The following is a 19,866-nucleotide window of genomic DNA, read 5'->3' as shown; positions in this document are numbered from 1 at the left end:
GGTCGTATGTACTTCACGGACCGTGGCATCGAGGAACTTGAGAAGCGGCGCGGCGAGGAGGAGATCACCTTCGAGTGGCTCGCCGAGCAGTTGCGTACGTTCGTCGACCTCAACCCCGACTTCGAGATTCCCGTCGAGCGACTGGCGACCTGGCTGGCCCGGCTGGACGACGAGGACGAGGACGAGTAGTCACCGCCGGGGCGTTCCCGCGCCCTCCGCTTCACGTCTGAACCGGTTGTACGCGAGTCCCAGGGCACCCTGCACCAGCAGGATCAGGCCCGCCGCGACCCAGCCCCCGCTGCGCCGTCGGGCACCCCACAGAGTGAGCGGAACTCCCACTGCGACCTGCGCTGTGGCTGCCGCGCGGGCCCGGGGACCGAGCACCCATGGCCCGAGGCTCCCGCTCTCGACCGCGTCGAGCTCCACCCGTACGGCATCGCGCCAGCCGGCCCACTCGATCTGTTCCGCTTGTGGGTGCGCCCCGGCCACGCTGCGCAGCCGGTCGGCCGTTTCGCCGGTGGTGAGGCCGGGCGGGAGGGAGACTCCTGTGCGGGTGAGGACGGCAAGAAGTCCGCGCAGCCGGGCGTCGGCGTCCGCCTCGGGTTCCGGAAGGGTCAGCGCCTCCAGCGCCTGGACGTCCAGGACCGGATCGAGGCCCAGCCGGACCGCGAACGTCCGCATGGCCTCGTCCTCACCTGCCGGAGTGCCGTCGGCCAGCCAGGTGTAGCCGACGGGGCGGCGGAAGCCCGAGGCAAGGGTGTAGCCGGAGCGGTCGCCGTCCCACCACAGGGCGAGCACCGGCCAGGAGGAACCCACCGCGAGCGCGGTTGCCCAGCCGCCGAGGACCCGGTCGACCGGCTCGCCGCCCTCGCTGCGCCATGGCTTCCCTTCGGGGACGAGGGCGCTCCACCCGTCCCCGGCCGGGGTGAGCAGCATCGGCTCACGCAGGAGGTGCGCCAGGGGCCGTACGGTCTCGGGGTCGGCCCGGCACAGCAGCAGAGCGCCCACGGATGTCGCCGTCATGGTCCATACGCTAGGGCAATTCGCCCCCATATGACGCACTCTGCCTGCCCCTGCCGCCCATTGGTGGCCCCTTGACTTCCACAATCCGCGATATATCGTGTTCTCAAGAGACGCGATATGTTGCGTCACATCACGCTCTCTCCGGGAGGTCACATCCATGCCTGAGTCGACGTGGTCTGTCGCCGAGCCTCAGAAGCTCACCTTCGACGCCCCCGTGACGCTCAATGTGCGCATCGTCAACGGCGCGGTCAACGTCGTCGGCACCGAGGAGGCCACCGCACGTCTGGAGGTCTCCGGTATCGAGGGCCCACCGCTGATCGTGACCCAGCGGGACGGCACTCTGACCGTGACCTACGAGGATCTGCCGTGGAAGGGGTTCCTCGGCTGGCTCGACCGGAAGACGCCGCGGCGCCACGCCGTCGTCTCGCTCACTGTGCCCGCCGGCTCGGCGGTGGAGGTCGGCGTGATCGGCGCCGGAGCGGTCGTCTCCGGAATCCGGGGCCGCACCGAGCTGCGCGGCATCACCGGTGACACCACCCTGGTGGGGCTCTCCGGCGTGGTCCGCGCGGAGACCGTCTCCGGCAGCCTGGAAGCCCAGGCCGTCACCGGCGACCTCCGCTTCCAGTCCGTCATGGGAGACCTGACGGTCGTCGAGGGCGCCGGGACGTCGGTGCGGGCGGAATCGGTCAGCGGCCACATGGTGCTGGACCTCGATACGTCCCCGAAGCCCACGGACATCAGGCTGACCACAGTCTCCGGCGAGATCGCCATCCGACTGCCGCACCCGGCGGACGCGAAGGTCGAGGCGAACACCGCGAGCGGCGCGGTCTCCAATGCCTTCGAGGACCTACGGGTCGGCGGCCAGTGGGGGGCGAAGAAGATCACCGGCACGCTCGGGGCCGGCACGGGGAAGCTGAAGGCGACGACCGTATCCGGCTCGATCGCCCTGCTGCGCCGCCCCGCGGCCGAGGACGACCCGTACGAAGCCGAGCCGACCGGAAAGGTGCTCTGACATGCCCCCCGTATTCGCCCATGGCCGCCTGCGCCTCTATCTCCTCAAGCTGCTGGACGAGGCTCCGCGTCACGGCTACGAGGTGATCCGCCTGCTGGAGGAGCGCTTCCAGGGGCTGTACGCACCGTCGGCCGGCACCGTGTATCCACGCCTGGCCAAGCTGGAGGCCGAAGGCCTGGTCACCCACGCCACCGAAGGCGGCCGCAAGGTCTATTCGATCACCGACGCCGGACGCGCCGAGCTGGCGGGCCGCAGCGGCGAGCTGGTCGACCTGGAGCTGGAGATCCGCGAATCGGTATCCGAGCTGGCCGCCGAGATCCGCGACGACGTACGCGGCGCGGCGGGCAAGGTACGCAGCGAGATGCGGGCGGCGGCCTCCGCCTCGCGGCAGGCGACGGACGGTGGCCGGAGCGGCTGGGACGCCGACCTCGGGGACAGCGAGGCGTGGCGCACGACGAAGGAAGAGCTGCGCAAGGCCAAGCAGGAGTGGAAGGAACAGGCCCGCCGGGCGAAGGACGAGTCCCGCCGCGCCCGCGAGGACGCCGAGCAGGCCCGTCGGCAGGCCCGGGAGGCCCACGAGAAGGCACGCGAGCAAATGCAGAACGCCGCACGCCAGGTGCAGGAGCATTTCGCTCGGGGCGACTGGCCCACGGGCGTACGGGAAGGCCTGGCCGAGATCACCGGTCAGCTCGGCAGCTTCGCCAAGACCGGCAGCTGGCCCTCGTACACGAGGCCTGACCCCGCCGCCCCGGACGTCGAGTGGGCCGCCGACGCGACGGGCACGGGCGACCCGTCCCGCGACCTGGACCGCCTGCTGGACCGCTTCCGCGACGACATCCGCGACGCGGCGCGGGACCGGGGAGTCACCCAGGACCAGCTGACGGAGGCCCGCCGCCACCTCGCAACAGCCGCGGCGCACATCGGCACGCTGCTCCGGGGCACCGCCGACGGCAAAGCCGAAGACACCAAGAAGGTCTGACCGGGCGGCGGAAGGGGCCGAACGGACCCGCTCGGCCCCTTCCGCCCAGCGGGCCGGACGGTCCGTTCGACCCGCTGGCCGGGGCAGACCCGGCGGGCGGGACGATCCGGTGGTCCGTTGGCCGGACGAACCGGCGGGCCCGGGCAGGACCGGTGGCAGGACGGGACCAGTGTCCGGGCAGGACCGACGGGCCCGGGCAGGACCGGCGGGCCCGGGCAGGACCGACGGGCCCGGGCAGGACCGACGGGCCCGGGCAGGACCGACGGGCCCGGGCAGGACCGACGGGCCCGGGCAGGACCGACGGGCCCGGCGGGCGTCAGCCCGCCTTGGCCCGGCCTTCCCCCTCGGCCCCGTACAGGGCACGCTCCACCGTGGCGTACGTAGCGCCGTGTTCCGCGAGCACGTCGGCGACTACTCCGGGACGAGCCGTCAGCGCCAGCAGGACGTGCTCCTCGCCGATGAATTTGTCGCCCCGCCCGAGGGCGACGCGCAGGGACTTCTCCAGGATGCTCTTCGCGCCCCCGGTGAACGTGCGCTGCCCCGACCACCACCGGCGGCTTCTGCGGTCACCCTCCAGGGCTCCCTCGCCGTGGGCTCCCTCGACCCTGGAAACGATCTCTGTGACGTCGATACCGATGCCGGCCAGCGCCTCGGTATCGGCCTTCGTGAGGCCGCCGCGGCGCCTGGCCTCGGCGAGAGCCGACTCCAGGGACGAGCGGCGGTCGATGAGACCGAGGGAGGCGACGGCGAAGGCGGCCCGACTGCCTGTCCGGTCCAGCAGGGAGAGCAGCAGATGCTCCTCGGTGACCGAGTCCGAGTCGGCCCGCTCGGCATGGACCACGGCGCCGGTCACCGTGGCTCGGGCACCCTTGGTGAATCGCTCGAACATCAATGCCTCCCGTACTTCTTGTGCACGGCCTGCCGGCTGACACCCAGCTCGGCAGCGATTTCCTGCCACGACCAGCCTTGGATGCGGGCGCTTCTGACTTGCACGGCTTCGAGTTGTTCAAGCAGCCGCCGCAGCGCGGCGACGGCCCGCAACCCCACGCGCGGGTCGTGGTCACCGGCACGTGCGGCGAGATCCGTTGCTTCGGTCATGGCGTCAACTTACATTGACACCCGGACCACGTCAATCAAAGTTGACAGGATCCGTGGCCAGCCGCGCGTGACGTTCCACGTCGTACCGGACCTCGCCGTAGCGGAGCTTCCCCCGTTCGAGGCCCTCCACCGTGAAACCCGCCCGCCCCGCCACCGTGCAGGAGGCCGGGTTGTTCGTCCGGTGTCCGAGCTCCAGCCGGTAGAGCCCCAGGTCGTCGAAGGCCCAGCGGGCGAGCGCCCGTACGCCCGCGGCGGCAACACCCTCGCCGCGCGCCGCCTCGACCGTCCAGTACGAGACCCAGCCGGTGTCGTGGACATGGTTCACCGCCGTCACGGCGACGCACCCCAGCACCACGTCCTCCCGGACGACGGCCCATGCGTACCCGGTGCCGGCCGCTCGCCCCTTCCCCCGGTCGGCGATCCAGTCCAGCGCCTCGGCCGGGGGGACGTGACCGGCCGGCCCGACTGACGCGCCACCCCGGCCGGGGCGAACGCATGGAACACGGCCGGGGCGTCGTACGGCTGCCAGGGGCGCAGCAACAGCCCCTCCCGGGCGACCGGTCCGGTTCCGGTGGTCACGTGGTGGTCAGTACGATCTTCCCGAACTGATCTCCGGCAGCGAGTCGCTCGAACCCCTCACGGGCTCGGTCCAGCGGAAGAACCTCATCGATGACGGGCCGTACGCCGGTGGCCGCGCAGAACGACAGCAGGTCCTCCAGCTCGTCCTTGGAGCCCATCGTCGAGCCGACAACCTTGAGCTCCAGGAAGAAGATCCGGGTCAGCTCCGCATGCGAGGGGCGGTCACCGCTGGTCGCACCCGAGATGACCAGTGTGCCGCCGGGACGAAGAGACTTCACCGAGTGCGACCAGGTCGCGGCGCCGACCGTCTCGATGACGGCGTCGACGCGCTGCGGCAGCCGTGCACCGGGCTCGTACGCCTCGATCGCACCCAGCTCGACGGCCCGCTTGCGCCTGGCTTCGTCACGGCTGGTGGCGTACACCCTGAGCCCGGCGGCCCTGCCGAGCACGATCGCGGCCGTGGCAACGCCGCCACCGGCTCCCTGGACGAGGACGGAATCACCGGGCCGTACGCCCGCATTGGTGAACAGCATCCGGTACGCGGTGAGCCAGGCGGTCGGCAGGCAGGCGGCCTGCTCGAAGGTGAGTTCCTTCGGCTTGGGCAGCACATTCCAGCTCGGGACCGTCACCTGCTCGGCGAACGTGCCCTGGTAGCGCTCGGTGAGGATGGAGCGGGGCTCCCGGGGACCGACCCCGTGCCCGGTCTGGCCGATCACCGAGTGCAGGACGACCTCGTTGCCGTCCTGGTCGATCCCAGCGGCGTCGCAGCCGAGGATCATGGGCAGCTTGTCCTCGGCGAGACCGACGCCCCGCAGGGACCAGAGATCGTGGTGGTTGAGGGAGGCGGCCCTGACCGAGACGGTGGTCCAGCCGGATCGCGCCTCGGGAGCGGGGCGTTCGCCCAGCTCAAGTCCGTTGAGGGGCTGGTCACGGTCGATGCGTGCGGCGTAGGCGGCGAACATGGCCCCGACGATAGGCGGTGACGCGCCGTGACGTAACCGCCCAATGATGTGACGCTCGCCCCAGCACGCGAGGCGACCGGCACTCGATGGCACGCCGAGAGCTCGCACGGCGTTCGAGGGCACACTCCCGGCCCGCCCGGCGCTCGAGGGCCGGGTACCCGGGGCGGAGCCCCGGTTCGGGAAGGGGCGGGCAGGGGAACAGCCCGCACAGCGGACCCGCACCCCGACCCACCCCTGCCCCACTTCACCGCGTCAGCGGCGCGCCACGCCCTCGGCCCGCGCAGCCGCGGCCACCGCGGCCGTGACCGCCGGGGCGACCCGCTCGTCGAACGGGGACGGGATCACGTAGTCCGCCGCCAGCTCGTCGCCGACGACATCGGCCAGGGCATTCGCCGCGGCGATCTTCATGCCCTCGGTGATCCGGGAGGCCCGGACCTGGAGCGCACCCGCGAAGATGCCGGGGAACGCCAGCACGTTGTTGATCTGGTTCGGGTAGTCCGACCGCCCGGTCGCGACCACCGCCGCGTACTTGTGCGCGATGTCGGGGTGGACCTCGGGGTTCGGGTTGGCCATGGCGAAGACGAACGCGCCGGGCGCCATCGAGGCGACGGCCGGCTCGGGGACCGTACCGCCGGAGACCCCGATGAAGACGTCTGCGCCCGCGAGGGCCGTCTCCAGAGGACCGGAGAGGCCCGCCCTGTTCGTCAGTTCCGCCAGCTCGCGCTTGACGTCCGTGAGGTCGTCGCGGTCCCGGCTGACGATGCCCTTGCGGTCGGCGACGGCAACGTCACCGATGCCCGCCTCCAGCAGGAACTTCGCGATGGCCACCCCGGCCGCACCGGCGCCGGAGATGACAGCGCGCAGATCACCGAGGGTCCGTCCCGAGAGCTTCGCGGCGTTACGCAGGGCCGCGAGCGTCACGACGGCCGTGCCGTGCTGGTCGTCATGGAAGACCGGAATGTCCAGGCGCTCCTGGAGCTTGCGCTCGATCTCGAAGCACCGGGGGGCCGAGATGTCTTCCAGGTTGACCCCGCCGAAGGACGGCGCGAGCCTCACCACGGTTTCGATGATCTCGTCCGCGTCGGTGGTCGCGAGCGCGATCGGCACCGCGTCGACGCCGCCGAACTGCTTGAACAGGATCGCCTTGCCCTCCATCACCGGGAGGGACGCCTCGGGGCCGATGTCCCCGAGACCGAGCACGGCGGTGCCGTCCGTCACGACGGCCACGACCTGCGACTTCCAGGTGTAGTCGTGGACAAGCTCGGGATTCTCGGCGATGGCGCTGCACACCTTGGCCACGCCGGGCGTGTACGCGAGGGACAGGTCGTCCTTGTCGCGGATGGGCACGGTGGCCTGCACGGCCATCTTCCCGCCGCGGTGGAGGGCGAAGGCCGGATCGAAGGGCTCGTCCGCACTGCTGATGTCGTCCGCACTGGCCGCACCGTGCGTCTTGCTGTGGTCGCTGCGAGGATTGACGATCTCCGCTGCCATTGTGTTGACCCCTTAAGTCTTCATCATTTGAGGGTGGCCACTCCTGGTTGAGGAGGGGTGGGCGGGCACCGCATACGTTCCCGGCACCGAGCGGTTGGCCCGCTCCGGCAGGGGAGATACGTACGCGCGGGCGCGCCGCACACGCGCCCTGAGCCCCGGATGAGGGGTGTAAAGGTCTTTCTTACCGGACGGACGGGGCCCCGGACGAGTCCATATCGTCGCGGTGACATGACTCATAGTCGAATATCTGGACAAGTCCACTAAGGGCCACAAAGGTCGTCCGCAGGTCGAGACGCACCGGAGATTCTCCGGAGGAATGCTGGGATTCCAACAGATGGTCCGGCCTTGCAGTACCGGCCCGTTGGGGTTCGGGGGTCGCCCGTTACCCGATTTTGACATGCCGGGCCCCCTGAATGGGCTAGCCCGAATGGCAAGATGCCGTAATCACACAAGGTTGCGACACCCGATGGTGCGTGCAAACCCACTTGACCAGCGTTCCCCTCACCGCCGGAGGATTCCGACCATGACCGCAAGCACCACGTGTCGTACGACTGCGAAGTCCCGGATTGCCGCGGTCTGCGCTGTCGCGGTCGCGGGCACCCTGCTGCTGACCGCCTGCGGCGACCAGACCGACAGCGGCTCGACGAAGGCCGGTGACGGCGCCGCGTCGAAGAACGGTGCCCCCCTCTTCGACAAGCTCCCGGAGAAGTACCAGAAGTCCGGGGTCATCAAGGTCGGCACGAACGCCGAGTACGCCCCGATGGAGTCCGTCGAGAACGGCAAGATCGTCGGCGTCGACCCCGACATCGCCGAGGCCCTCGGCAAGCAGCTGGGCGTGAAGTTCGAGTTCACCTCGGGCTCGTTCGACGGCCTGATCACCGCCCTGAACACCGGTCGCCACGACGTTGCCATCTCGTCCATCACGGACAACAAGCAGCGCCAGGAGGGCCTGGACGACAAGGGCAAGAAGCTCGGCAAGGGCGTCGACTTCGTCGACTACTTCCTGGCCGGCACCGCGGTCTACACCAAGAAGGGCAACCCCGAGGGCATCAAGTCCATCGAGGACCTGTGCGGCAAGGTCGCGGCTGTCCAGCGCGGCACCACGTACGAGGAGGCCCTGAAGAAGCAGTCCAAGGCCTGCACGGACGGCGGCAAGAAGGCCATCAAGATCGAGTCCTTCGAGAACGACACGGAGGCCCAGACCCGCGTGAAGTCGGGCGGCGCCGTGGCCGGTGTCAACGACTACCCCGTCGCGGTCGACCTGGCCCGCAAGGCCGGGGGCGGCAACGACTTCGAGGTCGTCGGCGAGCAGGTCGACGCCGGCCCGTTCGGTATCGCGGTCAACAAGGAGAACACCGAACTGCGTGACGCGCTCAAGGAGGCCGTGGACGCGATCATCGCCGACGGCTCCTACAAGAAGGTGCTCGACAAGTGGGGCGCCGGCACCGGAGCGATCGACAAGGCCGCCGTCAACGGCGGCAAGTGACCGTCGCACCACCGAAGGGCAGTCACCGTGACTGAGAAGTTCGACAAGGTGCCCGGCGGCCCATCGGTCGCCACCGCACCCGTCTCCAAGGCCACCACCGTCGCACCGGAGACCATCAGGGCCATTCCCGTCCGGCACTACGGCCGCTGGATCAGCGGCGTGGTCGTCGTCGGCCTGCTCGCCGCCCTCGTGTACGCCTTCTCGCAGGGCAACATCCAGTGGCAGGCAGTCCAGGACAAGGTGTTCGACGACACCGTCGTGGCGGGCGCCGGCCGCACGCTGCTGATCAGCGTGCTGGCCATGGTCCTCGGTGTGATCCTGGGCGTGGTGCTCGCCGTCATGCGCCTCTCGAAGAACCCGGTGACCAGCTGGGTCGCCTGGCTCTACATCTGGTTCTTCCGCGGCACTCCGGTCTACGTCCAGCTGCTGCTCTGGTTCAACCTCGCCCTGATCTTCCCGGTCCTCAACATCCCGTTCCTCTACAAGGACGAGATGACCGATGTGATGACCCCGTTCATGTGCGCACTGCTGGGCCTCGCGCTCAACGAGGCCGCGTACATGGCGGAGATCGTCCGGGCGGGCATCCAGTCGGTCGACGAGGGCCAGGCCGAGGCCTCGCACGCGCTGGGCATGACCCAGGCGAAGACCATGCGCCGTGTGGTGCTCCCGCAGGCGCTGCGGGTGATCATCCCGCCGACCGGCAACGAGTTCATCAACATGCTGAAGACCTCGTCCCTGGTCTACGCGGTCACCTACAACGAACTGCTGCGCTCCACGTCGCAGATCGGCTCGACCAGTTACGCGGTGATGGAGATGCTCTTCGTCGCCTCGATCTGGTACATCGTCATGACCAGCGTGTTCAGCGTGGGCCAGTACTACCTGGAGCGTCGCTACGCCCGGGGCAACCTGCGCAGTCTGCCGCTCACCCCGTTGCAGCGGATCAAGGTCAACCTCGCCTCCTTCAGCAACCGTCCCTCGGGGGGTGTTTCCGCATGACCGCCATGGTGAAGGCCGAGGGTGTCCACAAGTCCTTCGGCGCCGCGCACATCCTCAAGGGCATCGACCTGGAGGTCGCCCCGCGTGAGGTCTTCTGCCTGATCGGCCCGTCCGGTTCCGGCAAGTCGACCTTCCTGCGGTGCATCAACCACCTGGAGCAGGTCAACGCCGGGCGGCTGTACGTCGACGGCGACCTGGTCGGCTACCGGCAGAAGGGCGACAAGCTCTACGAGCTCAAGGACAGCGAAGTCGCGCTGCAGCGCCGGGACATCGGCATGGTCTTCCAGCGCTTCAACCTGTTCCCGCACATGACGGCCCTCGAGAACGTCATGGAGGCGCCGATCCAGGTCAAGGGCGAGGCCAAGGCCGTCGCCAGGGCCCGTGCGGAGCGGCTTCTGGACCGGGTCGGCCTGTCCGACAAGGCCAGGAACTACCCGTCCCAGCTCTCGGGCGGACAGCAGCAGCGGGTGGCCATCGCCCGTGCGCTGGCCATGGAGCCGAAGCTGATGCTCTTCGACGAGCCGACGTCGGCGCTCGACCCGGAGTTGGTCGGCGACGTCCTGGACGTGATGCGCGGTCTCGCCGAGGACGGCATGACGATGATCGTCGTCACCCATGAGATGGGCTTCGCCCGTGAGGTCGGCGACGCGCTGGTCTTCATGGACGACGGCGTGGTCGTCGAGTCGGGCCACCCGCGCGACGTACTGACGAACCCGCAGCACGACCGGACGAAGTCGTTCCTGTCCAAGGTGCTGTAGACCCTCAGTTGCACGGAGAAGGGCGGTACGGGCCTCGGGCCCGTACCGCCCTTCCGCATGGGTGCGTCCTACTTCTTCGGCAGCACCTCCGGACTCAGCAGGAGCGTGCGCACCTGCTCGCGGCTGAGCGGGGGGCTCTTGAGCAGCGGCCCCTGGGAGTGGTCTCCGGTGTAGCCCGGGCTGGACCGGACGGCCAGCAGCGAGCCGTCCTTCAGCTCGAGCCGACCGGCGAACTCGGGGCCCCACCGAGGGGTACCACCGTCCCCGTAGTCCATCGAGTCGCTCCAGATCGTCAGCACGCTGCCGTCCGGAAGCTCTTCACGGAGGCAGTCGTCGCGGGGCGGCTCCTGCCCGCGTGTCGCGCAGAGGTCAGTCATGGGGGACCCGCTGAACTTCTTGGCCACCCGAACGCGGTCCATGAACAACAGGGCGAGGTAGCCGACGCCGCCGTCCCTGCGGACCGCGTACTGCCCGTCCAGCGGACCCACGTACTCCGTCCTGGCCTGCGCGGGTGTCTCCTGCTTGAGCAGGACGGCCAGTGAGACCTGCTCGATGTCTCCCACCCCGGCCGGGAAGAGCGCCGCCAGACGCTCCGCCTTCCCGGTCCTGCCGGTCTGCCCCACCGGCGCCGAAGCCACCGAGGACTGCTCCGTCCTCGTCCCGTCCGTGAACCCGGGCAGCGTGACCGCTCCGGCGGCGAGGACCGTGAGCGCTGCGGCCGCCACGGTGGCGCGGCGCCTGAACCGGACCCTCGCGGCCCGGGCGTACACCGCCTCGGTGGAGACGGAGACGTCCGGTCGGCCGGCCCCCTCGGCGGCCCGCTCGAGCAGTTCGTGCACGTTGTTCATACGAGTTCCTCCGCCATTTCGGCGCGCAGCGCCGCCAACCCCCGAGCCGCGTGGCTCTTGACCGTGTTCTTCCGCATCCCGAGCAGTTCGGCCGTGGCCTCGACGCTCAGGTCGTCCCAGTAGCGCAGCACCAGTACGGCCCGCTGCCTTGCCGTGAGCCGGGCGAGCGCCGCCCGGACCATCAGGCCGGTATCCGTGTCGGCCTCGGCGCCCGCATGGTCGGGCAGCTCTCCGTATGCCTGCTCGCGCCGCCAGAACCGGCGGCGGCTCGCTATGAAGGTGTTGACCAGGGTCTTGCGTGCGTACGCCTCGATGTTGTCGAGCCGCCCGTGACGCCTCCCGCCGAGGACGACCCTGACCAGCGTCGTCTGGACCAGGTCCTCGGCCTCGTGCCGGTCGCCGCACAGCAGGTAGGCGCTGCGGAACAGCGCGGTGCGTCGGTCCTCGACGAAGGCGTACAGCGTGGCGTCGTCATCGATCCGCATCGTCGGCGCCCCCTCTCCCGGTCCGCGGGCGCGGACCGTCTCACCCTTCCAGTGCGCCGGGGCGGTCGACAGGTTGCAGCGGTGACTGAACGCAGAGGGGCGGCCGCGGCCGCCCCTCTTCTGCTCTTCTGTTTCCGCTTCCGCCGTCCTACTTCACCGCAAGCACCAGGCTGTCCGACGGCGAGGACCAGACCGCGCGCGCCTCCCCGAAGCCGGCCTCGCGGAGAGTGCGTGCGTGCCACTGGACGGAGGGCATGTCGCCGTCCGCGTGCTCGCCGTAGATCGTGAAGCGCTCCGCAGTCGGTCCCGCGAGGACCGGGTCCTTGGCAGCCAGGGCCCACCATTCGGACCAGTCGACGGCCCCGTCCGCCCGGGCGCGGTCCATGGCGGCGTGCCGGTGGGCACGTTCGGCGGCGTTGATCCGAGGGGTGTCGGTGTCGATCATGTGGTCGGCGTTCATGAACACGCCTCCGTCCCTGACCAGTTGCCCGACCTGTCCGTACAGCGCGGCGAGCGGCTCGCTGTGCAGCCAGTGCAGGGCCGTGGCGGTGAGGACGGCGTCGTACGAGGTGTGCGGGAGCCGCTCGGTCCAGTGGGGGTCCTTGAGGTCGGCGGTGACGAAGGTGACCCGGTCGTCGCCGTCGAAGGTGCCGCGGGCGATGGCGAGCAGCGCGGGGTCGAGGTCGACACCGGTACTGGTGGCCTTCGGGAACCGCTTGAGGAGCCGGTCCGTAATACTTCCCGTACCGCACGCCAGGTCGAGCACTCTCGGTTCGGGCCCTACGACGGCCTCGACCATGTCCAGCATGATCCGGAACCGCTCCTCGCGGTCCGGCATGTACCACTCCTGCTGCCGGTCCCAGCTCTCCTGCCAGGACTGCCAGCCGGTGCCCGTCGCCGTCTCCGTCACCAGAACCTCCACGTAATACCCACTATTGACGACCACCCATTACACTGGCCGATACAACGACTCTAGACCGACGCCGTAAGGACTACAAGTGGAACTGGCCTATTACTCGGACTACGCCGTGCGTCTGGTCAACACCGAGGAGCCGGCCCGTAACAAGGACTCCCTCACGGCGGTCGAGGCCGTCCGCGACCTGTTCGGCGCCAACGCCCAGGCGGCCCGCCGCGCCACGGACGCGGACGTGACCCGCTTCCGGTCCGTACGGGCACGGCTCCGCGCGGTCTTCGAGGCGGCCGACGGCGGCGACGAGACCCTCGCGGTGGACCTGCTCAACTCACTGCTGCTGGAGTTCCCGGTGAGCCCGCAGATCTCCGGGCACGACACCCGTGACGAGGACGGCAAGCCGGACTGGCACATGCACCTGGCCGACCACCCCTCGAACGCGACAGCCGGCTTCGCCGCCATCGCGGCGATGGGCCTCGCCTTCCATCTCACCGCGCACGGCGTGGACCGCCTCGGCCTGTGCGAGGCGGCACCGTGCCGCAACGCCTACCTCGACACCTCCACCAACCGTTCGCGGCGCTACTGCTCCGACCGCTGCGCGACCCGGGCCAATGTGGCGGCCTACCGGGCCCGCAAACGCCTGGAGACGGAACGGTCCGAGGAGACGGGCCGCAACGCGGACACCGCCCAGCCCAGCACACCGAGCACGGACCGCTGATCCTTCTTCAACGGCCGGTAGCGGGCCCGCACCCGGGCCAGCACAAGCTCTTCGGGCACCGCCCCGTAGTCCGTACTGTCCCCGCCCGCGTACGAGTTGTCGCCCAGCACCCACCAGCCGCTGCCGCGACGCTCGGCCGCCCGCTTCACGACCAGCAGGTCCTGCTGGAACGGGTGACGCAGAATCACCACGTCCCCCGGGCGCACGGGCGCGCCGTGCTGCACGAGCAGCAGGTCCCCGTGGTAGAGGGTGGGCACCATCGACGGCCCCGTCACCTCCACCACCTGGAACGAGCCCCGCGCCGCCCGCCCGTTTCCCGGATCCTGCGTCAGTTCCGGCATCTGTGGCACCTCCCGGTCCATCCTCCAGTACACCGCTGCGCGCACCGCTCCGTACATTCGGCCACTGGTCCCGTCGTCACCCTGGACTTTTGACCTAAGCCCATGGGGGCAGCCGCAAAAACAAGCCCCCCACGGAGTAATGTCCCACCTGAGAAGACGATCACGAGGAAGGACAGCTCCATGCTTTCCCGCCTGTTTGCCCCCAAGGTGAAGGTCAGCGCCCACTGCGACCTGCCCTGCGGCGTGTACGACCCGGCCCAGGCCCGCATCGAGGCGGAGTCCGTCAAGGCCGTCCAGGAGAAGTACCAGGCCAATGAGGACGCGGACTTCCGCACGCGCGCCGTTCTGATCAAGGAACAGCGCGCCGAGCTCGCGAAGCACCACGTCTCGGTGCTCTGGAGCGACTACTTCAAGCCCCCGCACTTCGAGAAGTACCCGGAGCTGCACCAGCTGGTCAACGACACCCTGAAGGCGCTTTCCGCGGCCAAGGGCTCGAACGACCCGGCGACGGGCCAGAAGGCTCTGGACCTGATCGCCCAGATCGACAAGATCTTCTGGGAGACCAAGAAGGCTTGATCTCTGCCTAGGTGGCCTGACCTGCCCTTTCATGGGTCAGGTCACCTGGCTGTCCGCACCCGGTCCGCAGGCCGCCGAACAACGGCGTCCGTCACGGACCGGGTGCGGTTGTTTTCCCAACCGGCCACGGTTGCCGACAGACGCGCCGGAGCAGCGGCTGGTCGTGCTCGTCGCTCGGCCAGGGCCTGTTCATTCTCTGCCCCGACCGGCAGAACGCACCGCCTACCTGCGCGTCGACCGGCCCGCTCCCGGTCGACGGACGAAGACCTGCTGGGCGCCCCGGGACGGATCCAGGGCCGGGCCGCCGAGGCGTGGAACCAGGCCTCATGCCCGACCCGATGGGCGAGGCGGCGCAGCCGCCCGAGCACGGCTTCCGCGACGAAACCGACCGGTGCCTACACGACCCAGAGCTTCGTCCTGCGTGGAGAACTTCCTGAATGGCGGTCGCCGGTTCCGCAGTTCGCTGTGCCCGTACCCGGCCCGAACGTCTTCCCACGGGAGGCCCTGCGGACCGGGTGCGGTCGATTCGACGGGCTCAGGACTCCGAGGCCGCACGGTGAAGAATCCGTGCCAGCTCGCGCGGCTCGGAGAACATCGGCCAGTGCCCGGTGTTCATCTCGATCAGCTCCCAGCGCTTGCCGGTCAACAGCGCGGCCACGTCGTCGGTCGGCTCGGGCCCGTCGAGCAGGCACTTGATATAGGTCGCGGAAAGCTCACCGAGCGGCCTTTCCAGAGCGGCCGGCTCGGTGAGCGTGGCGCCCGGGTGCGGCGTGGAGCCGCTCACGATCCGTCGGATCTGATCGTCGGTGAGCCCCTGACCGTCGTAGTCGTCGGCGGCCAGGGGCGCCCAGAAACCACCGTTCTTGTCGATCGCGGATTCCAGGGCCGGGCTGCCCTGCCACCAGCGGGAGGCGAAGGACTCGCCCTGTGCCGGGATGTTGGAGTCGACGAAGACCACACAGGCCAGCCGGTCCCCGATCCGCTCGGCGGCCTGGCCCACCGGAATGCCCGAGTAGCTGTGCCCGACAACGACGACGTCGTGCAGATCGTGGCGTTCCACCTCGTCGACGATGTCCCTGACGTGGGTCTGCTGCCCGGCCGGCAGACCCTTCCTGTCTCCGAGGCCGGAGAGCGTCAACGGGTGGGTGCTGTGCCCGGCAGCACGCAATTCCGGGACCACCTCGTCCCACGCCCACGCTCCGAGCCATGCTCCCGCCACCAGTACGAAGTTCGCCATGGGGACAACGTAGCGAGGCGGTCCGACATCCCACCCGCCCTGCAGCGAACCGCCTTGCCCGGCACGGGTACTGACGGCCCGCGGGGTGGGCCGCAGGCGCGGGCACCGCCCGCCCGCCCGGTCAGGCTCCGGGAAGGAGGTGGCGGTAGCTGTCCGGGTTCTCCTGGAGGTAGGTGGCCAGGCTCTTGGCCGGGTGCCCCGTGAGGGTGGGGACGGCGTCCGAGAGCGCTGCCATTTCGCCGGTTGCGATGGCCTCGTACGACGTGACCCAGCCGGCCACCTCCCAGTCCTCGGCCCCGTAGCGGGCGCGGGAGGCGTAGGCCTCCTCCCTGGTCTCGGGGACGTAGCGGATCGTGCGGCCCGTGCAGCGGCTCAGCTCCTGGGCCGCCTCGGCAAGGGTGAAGGCCTCCGGACCGGTGAGGTCGTACGTCGCACCGTCGTGGTCGGCGTCCTCGCCGAGCAGGACGGCTGACGCGGCGTCCGCGATGTCCTCGTGAGCCACAGCCGAAACCTTCCCCTCTCCGGCCGGACCGCGCAGGATCCCGTCGGTGCCCGTCATCGCGGGAAGCCCCGCCAGATACCAGCTGTCGCGCAGGAAGGTGTATCGCACCCCGGTCATCCGGATGTGCGCCTCGGTGTGCCAGTGGTCGCGCGCGAAGGTGAAGGTCGCGGCAGGTGCGGCGGCGAGGAAGGACACGTACACGATGCGCTCGACCCCTACGGCTACCGCCGCGTCGACGGCCGTGGTGTGCTCGTGGACCCGCTCGGGGCTCTCATGGGCGGAGACGAGAAACAGCGTGTGCGCGCCGTCCAGTGCGCGGCGCATGGCCTCCGCGTCACCGTACGGGGCGGGCGGCGCGAGGACCGCACCGGGCAGCCGGGGCAGCCGCGACGGATCACGTCCGAGGAGGCGTACCGGGCCGCCGGTACGGGCGAGCCGCTCGGCGACCCGGCCGCCCACTGCTCCGCTCGCACCGGTCACCGCGATGAGGGGGCCGATCACAGTGCCTCGCCCTCCTTCTGCGGCGTGGGGTGTGTCCAGGGGCGTACCTCCACGACCGCGCTCACCGGGAGCGGTCCGTAGATGTGCGGGAACTCCTCGCCGCCGGGCTTCATGGCTTCGTACCGCACGGGGACGTGGAGACGGTCCGGGTCGATGACCAGCACCACCAGGTCCCGGTCGCCGGAGCCGTACAGCATCCGCGCGACACCGGGGAGCTGGTGCGGCAGTGAGCAGTGGATGAATCCCTCTTCGCGCAGGGTGCGTCCGCGGGTGGACATCTCGTACGTCCCGGTCCCGCGGGCCGCTTGCCACAGGGGCTCTTCGGCGAGGTGCAGCAGCTGTTCGGTCATCGGGCCACGCTAAGGGCTGTCGGTTGCCGCCAGCAGCTTCTCCTCGGTCCGCGCGTCGAGGCCGACCGGCGGCCTGTCCGGCCGCTGCGGGGCCTTGCCGCCCCACTCACGCATCCACTCCCAGGTGTCGGCCACCGTGTCGCCGACAGGCCTGCACCGCAGCCCGGCTGCATGCGCCTTGGTGACGTCACCCCGGTGCAAGGAGTCGTAGAGCTCGCCGGCGGGGAGCCAGACCGGCAGGTCGCTCCAGGGTTCGACTCCTGCGGCGAGGAGAACCTCCGGGTCGGTCCAGCGCAGTTCGGCACGGGAGCCGGTGACCCGGACACAGGCGTCGAGCAGCTCACCCATCGTGGTGTGACCTGGGTGGCTGACCGTGTTGTACGCGCCGCCCAGGCCGCTCGCCGCGGCGTCCAGGAGCCAGCTCGCAAGGTCGCGGGCGTCGATGTACTGGAGAGCGGCATCCCGCGGTCCCGGGGCGATGACCGGGCCGCCGCGGGCTGTCCGCCCGAGCCACCACGGCAGCCGGCCGATGTTCTCGCCGGGGCCGAGGATCAGGCCTGCCCGGGCCAGCAGCGCCCTGTCGCCGAAGGCGTCGAGCGCTGCCAGTTCACCGCCGCGCTTGGCCAGGGCGTAAGGGACGTCCGCGCCCGCGTCGGGAGATGCGCCGACCACCAGTGGGCCGTCCTCGGGCAGTCCGGCCGGAGTGGGGTATGCGTACACGGAACGGCTGGAGACATAGGTGTAGTGCCCGGTCCGGCCGGCCAGCAGACGGGCCGCGTCCCGTACGGCCGATGGGGCGCCGCTCCAGGTGTCGACGGTCAGGTCCCAGGTGCCGTCGGCCAGGGCGGCGAGGCCCTCCTCGCCCGTCGTGCGGTCGCCGGTCAGTACCCGCACACCCGGCGGTGGTGCGTGGCGGCCGCGGTGGAACACCGTGACCTGCCAGCCACGGGTGAGTGCCGCGTCGGTGACGGCTCGACCGACGAATTCGGTGCCGCCCAGCATCAGGATTCTCATGGGGTGATCTTGCCCGTGAGGGCCTTGACGAGAAACAGTTCCTCGCTGTCGGCAGAACGGGGAACTCCGCGGCTCAGGGCGTGCGCGCGAGCGGGCTGCGGTGGCGCAGCAGCCACTGGTGGTAGCCCGCCGCCCGCTGGGCCGCGTCGCGGTACGCCGCTTCCAGCTCCCCGTACACCACGTCCGTGTCGGCACCCGCCCGGGAGACCAGCATCAGCCGCACCGCGAGCGGGTCGCCGCGCAGGGGACGGATCGCCATGTCGTCGCGCGGGCCCGAGGTGGGCTGGCAGGGAGCGACCGCCTCGCCGAGTACGACCAGGGAGGCCGCCGTGAGGTAATCGCCGTGCAGGACGGGCGGGTCGAGGCCGGCGGCGCCGAGTACGCGGCGCACTCCGTCCCATTCGCCGTCCACCGACGGGTCGACCATCCAGCGATCGGCGGCCAGGTCGCCGAGGTCCACCACCGGGCTGCCCGCCGCGGGGTGGTCGCGGGACAACGAGATGAACTGTGGTTCCCGGTCGAGGAGTACGCGCCGGTCCAGACCCTGCGGAATGTCCAGTGGAAAGCCCTCCACCTCGTGCACGAACGCGACGTCGAGACGGCCCGCCGCGACCGTACGCAGCAGAGTCCGGGCGGAGACATCGACGCGCAGGGAGATGTCCGTGCCGGGCAGCCGCACCCGCAGTCTGCGCAGCCAGCCGCCGATCACCCGGCTCGCGGTGGAACCGATGCGGAGCCGGGGGCCTTCCGCGCGGGCCGCTTCGGCCTCTGCCATGGCGGCTCCGACCAGAGCCGTCATTCCGTCGACCAGGGGGCGGGCCCTGCTGAGGACGGCGCGTCCGAGCAAAGTCGGCCGGCAGCCGGTCCTTTCACGCCGGAAGAGCTCCGCCCCCAGGGATTTCTCGATCCGCTGCAGCTGGGTGGTCAAGGAGGGCTGGCTCACACCGAGCCGCCGGGCCGCTTGGTGCAGGCTGCCCGTGTCGGCGATGGCGCAGAGCGCCTTGAGGTGTCTCACCTCGAGCTCCATGGCGAGGAGCGTATGGCTGTCCGTATGCCGTGCACCAGACGACTCAACCCCACTAAACGACCGCAATTCAGGGAGTGTTGGGGCGCTCTGCATGTGCGGTTGCTGTGCTGGTGCTGTGCGGGCGATAAGGCGGCGCTATCGCTGGTTGACATCATCCGCTGCGGCCCGGCTGCGCCGACACTCTCTCCGTACCCCCCACCCGTTCCCCGTCCGGCCGCCGGACGGGGTTCATCGGACAGGTAGGAGAAACCCCCCATGAGACACCCCAGGACAGCCGTCATGTCGGCTGTGGCCGGTCTCGGCCTCATCCTTGCCGCCGCACTGGGCACCACGCCCGCGGTCGCCGCTCCGGCCCCTGTCGCGCCCTCCGCCTCCGTGACGGCCGCCCAGTCCGGCTACGCCGCGTACGCCGGATCCAGCGAGAACACCGCAGCGAACAAGGCCTTCTTCGACGCCGTCATGAAGTCGGTCGCCGAGAAGCGCGCTGCCAACCCGGGCGCCCAAGCGGTCACCGTCGTCTACAGCGCCGCCAACGCCCCCAGCTTCCGCAGCCAGATAGCGAGCAGCACCAGCATATGGAACAGCTCGGTCAGCAACGTCAGGCTGCAGGAGGGCTCCAACGCCGACTTCACCTACTACGAGGGCAATGACTCGCGGGGCTCCTACGCGAGCACCGACGGGCACGGCAGTGGCTACATCTTCCTCGACTACGCCCAGAACCAGCAGTACAACTCGACCCGTGTCACCGCTCACGAGACCGGGCACGTGCTCGGGCTGCCGGACCACTACACCGGACCGTGCAGTGAGCTCATGTCGGGCGGTGGCCCCGGAACGTCCTGCACGAACGCCTACCCGAACGGGAACGAGCGCTCGCGGGTGAACACCCTGTGGCAGAACGGCTTCGCAGCGGCGCTCGCCCGCGTCGCCTCCTGACACCGGCAGGCCAGTGCCGTAGGGGCCGCTCCGGAGCGGC

General features: G+C 70.1%; 23 protein-coding genes and 1 pseudogene. 9 read left to right on the top strand and 15 right to left on the bottom strand.

Translation table 11 applies throughout. The features are described from left to right. Positions 1 to 6 precede the first annotated feature (6 nt). On the top strand, positions 7 to 189 hold the full coding sequence (locus tag ACFWBQ_RS32820; protein ID WP_385505567.1) for a DUF6104 family protein: 183 nt from the start codon (positions 7 to 9) through the stop codon (positions 187 to 189). Here ACFWBQ_RS32820 and ACFWBQ_RS32815 read toward each other — a convergent pair whose 3' ends face one another. Next, positions 190 to 1,023, bottom strand: coding sequence for a hypothetical protein (locus ACFWBQ_RS32815; protein ID WP_385505565.1), 834 nt, complete (start codon positions 1,021 to 1,023; stop codon positions 190 to 192). Positions 1,024 to 1,180: 157 nt separating this feature from the next. Between ACFWBQ_RS32815 and ACFWBQ_RS32810 the strand changes: the two genes are divergently transcribed. Beyond that, positions 1,181 to 2,035 (top strand): DUF4097 domain-containing protein, encoded by an 855-nt coding sequence (locus ACFWBQ_RS32810; protein ID WP_385505563.1) that lies wholly within the window; start codon positions 1,181 to 1,183, stop codon positions 2,033 to 2,035. A 1-nt stretch (position 2,036) separates the two neighbouring features. After that, complete coding sequence (locus tag ACFWBQ_RS32805; RefSeq protein ID WP_385505561.1) at positions 2,037 to 3,014, top strand: helix-turn-helix transcriptional regulator; 978 nt, start codon at positions 2,037 to 2,039, stop codon at positions 3,012 to 3,014. A gap of 316 nt (positions 3,015 to 3,330) precedes the next feature. Here the strand turns inward: ACFWBQ_RS32805 and ACFWBQ_RS32800 are convergent, their stop codons facing one another. The 5 genes and pseudogenes from ACFWBQ_RS32800 to ACFWBQ_RS32780 all read right to left on the bottom strand — a co-directional run bounded on the left by ACFWBQ_RS32800 (position 3,331) and on the right by ACFWBQ_RS32780 (position 7,144). Next, positions 3,331 to 3,903: a Clp protease N-terminal domain-containing protein gene (locus ACFWBQ_RS32800; protein ID WP_385505557.1), complete on the bottom strand. Its 573-nt coding sequence runs from the start codon at positions 3,901 to 3,903 to the stop codon at positions 3,331 to 3,333. Beyond that, on the bottom strand, positions 3,903 to 4,112 hold the full coding sequence (locus tag ACFWBQ_RS32795; protein ID WP_385505553.1) for a sigma factor-like helix-turn-helix DNA-binding protein: 210 nt from the start codon (positions 4,110 to 4,112) through the stop codon (positions 3,903 to 3,905). The genes ACFWBQ_RS32800 and ACFWBQ_RS32795 overlap by 1 nt, the downstream gene beginning before the upstream one ends. A 31-nt stretch (positions 4,113 to 4,143) precedes the next feature. Then, positions 4,144 to 4,691, bottom strand: a pseudogene (locus ACFWBQ_RS32790) (GNAT family N-acetyltransferase). Next, positions 4,688 to 5,653: a zinc-binding dehydrogenase gene (locus ACFWBQ_RS32785; RefSeq protein ID WP_385505549.1), complete on the bottom strand. Its 966-nt coding sequence runs from the start codon at positions 5,651 to 5,653 to the stop codon at positions 4,688 to 4,690. Before ACFWBQ_RS32785 ends, ACFWBQ_RS32790 begins: the two are co-directional and overlap by 4 nt. Before the next feature lie 252 nt (positions 5,654 to 5,905). Continuing rightward, on the bottom strand, positions 5,906 to 7,144 hold the full coding sequence (locus ACFWBQ_RS32780) for an NADP-dependent malic enzyme (protein ID WP_385505546.1): 1,239 nt from the start codon (positions 7,142 to 7,144) through the stop codon (positions 5,906 to 5,908). Positions 7,145 to 7,667: 523 nt separating this feature from the next. On the opposite strand from ACFWBQ_RS32780, the gene ACFWBQ_RS32775 reads away from it, so the two are divergent. Genes ACFWBQ_RS32775 through ACFWBQ_RS32765 form a run of 3 tightly spaced genes read left to right on the top strand, consistent with a single transcriptional unit; the run spans position 7,668 to position 10,384 of the window. Beyond that, on the top strand, positions 7,668 to 8,630 hold the full coding sequence (locus ACFWBQ_RS32775) for an ABC transporter substrate-binding protein (RefSeq protein WP_385505544.1): 963 nt from the start codon (positions 7,668 to 7,670) through the stop codon (positions 8,628 to 8,630). Positions 8,631 to 8,657: 27 nt separating this feature from the next. Then, a complete protein-coding gene (locus ACFWBQ_RS32770; RefSeq protein ID WP_385505542.1) occupies positions 8,658 to 9,626 on the top strand; it encodes an amino acid ABC transporter permease in 969 nt (322 codons plus the stop codon). Next, positions 9,623 to 10,384 carry an amino acid ABC transporter ATP-binding protein gene (locus tag ACFWBQ_RS32765; protein WP_385505538.1) on the top strand — a complete coding sequence of 254 codons (762 nt, stop codon included), beginning with the start codon at positions 9,623 to 9,625 and terminating at the stop codon, positions 10,382 to 10,384. Before ACFWBQ_RS32770 ends, ACFWBQ_RS32765 begins: the two co-directional genes overlap by 4 nt. Before the next feature lie 68 nt (positions 10,385 to 10,452). Here ACFWBQ_RS32765 and ACFWBQ_RS32760 read toward each other — a convergent pair whose 3' ends face one another. The 3 genes from ACFWBQ_RS32760 to ACFWBQ_RS32750 all read right to left on the bottom strand — a co-directional run bounded on the left by ACFWBQ_RS32760 (position 10,453) and on the right by ACFWBQ_RS32750 (position 12,627). Then, positions 10,453 to 11,232 carry a hypothetical protein gene (locus ACFWBQ_RS32760; protein ID WP_385505534.1) on the bottom strand — a complete coding sequence of 260 codons (780 nt, stop codon included), beginning with the start codon at positions 11,230 to 11,232 and terminating at the stop codon, positions 10,453 to 10,455. After that, positions 11,229 to 11,717, bottom strand: a complete 489-nt coding sequence (locus ACFWBQ_RS32755; protein ID WP_385505531.1) for a SigE family RNA polymerase sigma factor — start codon at positions 11,715 to 11,717, stop codon at positions 11,229 to 11,231. Before ACFWBQ_RS32755 ends, ACFWBQ_RS32760 begins: the two co-directional genes overlap by 4 nt. A 148-nt stretch (positions 11,718 to 11,865) precedes the next feature. Then, positions 11,866 to 12,627, bottom strand: coding sequence for a class I SAM-dependent methyltransferase (locus tag ACFWBQ_RS32750; protein ID WP_385505529.1), 762 nt, complete (start codon positions 12,625 to 12,627; stop codon positions 11,866 to 11,868). Positions 12,628 to 12,715: 88 nt separating this feature from the next. Here ACFWBQ_RS32750 and ACFWBQ_RS32745 point away from each other — a divergent pair, with 88 nt between their 5' ends. Continuing rightward, on the top strand, positions 12,716 to 13,345 hold the full coding sequence (locus tag ACFWBQ_RS32745) for a CGNR zinc finger domain-containing protein (protein ID WP_385505526.1): 630 nt from the start codon (positions 12,716 to 12,718) through the stop codon (positions 13,343 to 13,345). Here the strand turns inward: ACFWBQ_RS32745 and sodX are convergent. Beyond that, positions 13,249 to 13,686, bottom strand: a complete 438-nt coding sequence (sodX, locus tag ACFWBQ_RS32740; RefSeq protein ID WP_385505524.1) for a nickel-type superoxide dismutase maturation protease — start codon at positions 13,684 to 13,686, stop codon at positions 13,249 to 13,251. The two genes, ACFWBQ_RS32745 and sodX, sit on opposite strands and share 97 nt — an antisense overlap. A 180-nt stretch (positions 13,687 to 13,866) precedes the next feature. Between sodX and sodN the strand changes: the two genes are divergently transcribed. Further along, on the top strand, positions 13,867 to 14,262 hold the full coding sequence (sodN, locus tag ACFWBQ_RS32735; protein WP_033298259.1) for a superoxide dismutase, Ni: 396 nt from the start codon (positions 13,867 to 13,869) through the stop codon (positions 14,260 to 14,262). Positions 14,263 to 14,797: 535 nt separating this feature from the next. Here sodN and ACFWBQ_RS32730 read toward each other — a convergent pair. From ACFWBQ_RS32730 to ACFWBQ_RS32710, 5 genes are all read right to left on the bottom strand, one after another. Continuing rightward, on the bottom strand, positions 14,798 to 15,499 hold the full coding sequence (locus tag ACFWBQ_RS32730) for an alpha/beta fold hydrolase (RefSeq protein ID WP_385505517.1): 702 nt from the start codon (positions 15,497 to 15,499) through the stop codon (positions 14,798 to 14,800). Between the two features lie 121 nt (positions 15,500 to 15,620). After that, entirely contained in the window at positions 15,621 to 16,502 is an 882-nt protein-coding gene (locus tag ACFWBQ_RS32725; RefSeq protein WP_385505515.1) for an NAD(P)H-binding protein, read from the bottom strand. Then, entirely contained in the window at positions 16,499 to 16,852 is a 354-nt protein-coding gene (locus tag ACFWBQ_RS32720) for a DUF952 domain-containing protein (RefSeq protein WP_385505511.1), read from the bottom strand. The genes ACFWBQ_RS32725 and ACFWBQ_RS32720 overlap by 4 nt, the downstream gene beginning before the upstream one ends. Before the next feature lie 9 nt (positions 16,853 to 16,861). Continuing rightward, positions 16,862 to 17,866, bottom strand: coding sequence for an NAD-dependent epimerase/dehydratase family protein (locus tag ACFWBQ_RS32715; protein ID WP_385505508.1), 1,005 nt, complete (start codon positions 17,864 to 17,866; stop codon positions 16,862 to 16,864). A 73-nt stretch (positions 17,867 to 17,939) separates the two neighbouring features. Next, positions 17,940 to 18,893, bottom strand: a complete 954-nt coding sequence (locus tag ACFWBQ_RS32710) for a LysR family transcriptional regulator (protein ID WP_385505505.1) — start codon at positions 18,891 to 18,893, stop codon at positions 17,940 to 17,942. A 255-nt stretch (positions 18,894 to 19,148) separates the two neighbouring features. Here ACFWBQ_RS32710 and snpA point away from each other — a divergent pair, with 255 nt between their 5' ends. Further along, positions 19,149 to 19,826, top strand: a complete 678-nt coding sequence (gene snpA, locus ACFWBQ_RS32705; RefSeq protein ID WP_385505501.1) for a snapalysin — start codon at positions 19,149 to 19,151, stop codon at positions 19,824 to 19,826. Positions 19,827 to 19,866 lie beyond the last annotated feature (40 nt).

This window comes from Streptomyces sp. NPDC060035, assembly GCF_042736635.1.
GTDB lineage: Bacteria > Actinomycetota > Actinomycetes > Streptomycetales > Streptomycetaceae > Streptomyces.
Note: the sequence above shows the minus strand (reverse complement) of the source record. Positions and strands in the feature narration are given on the sequence as shown.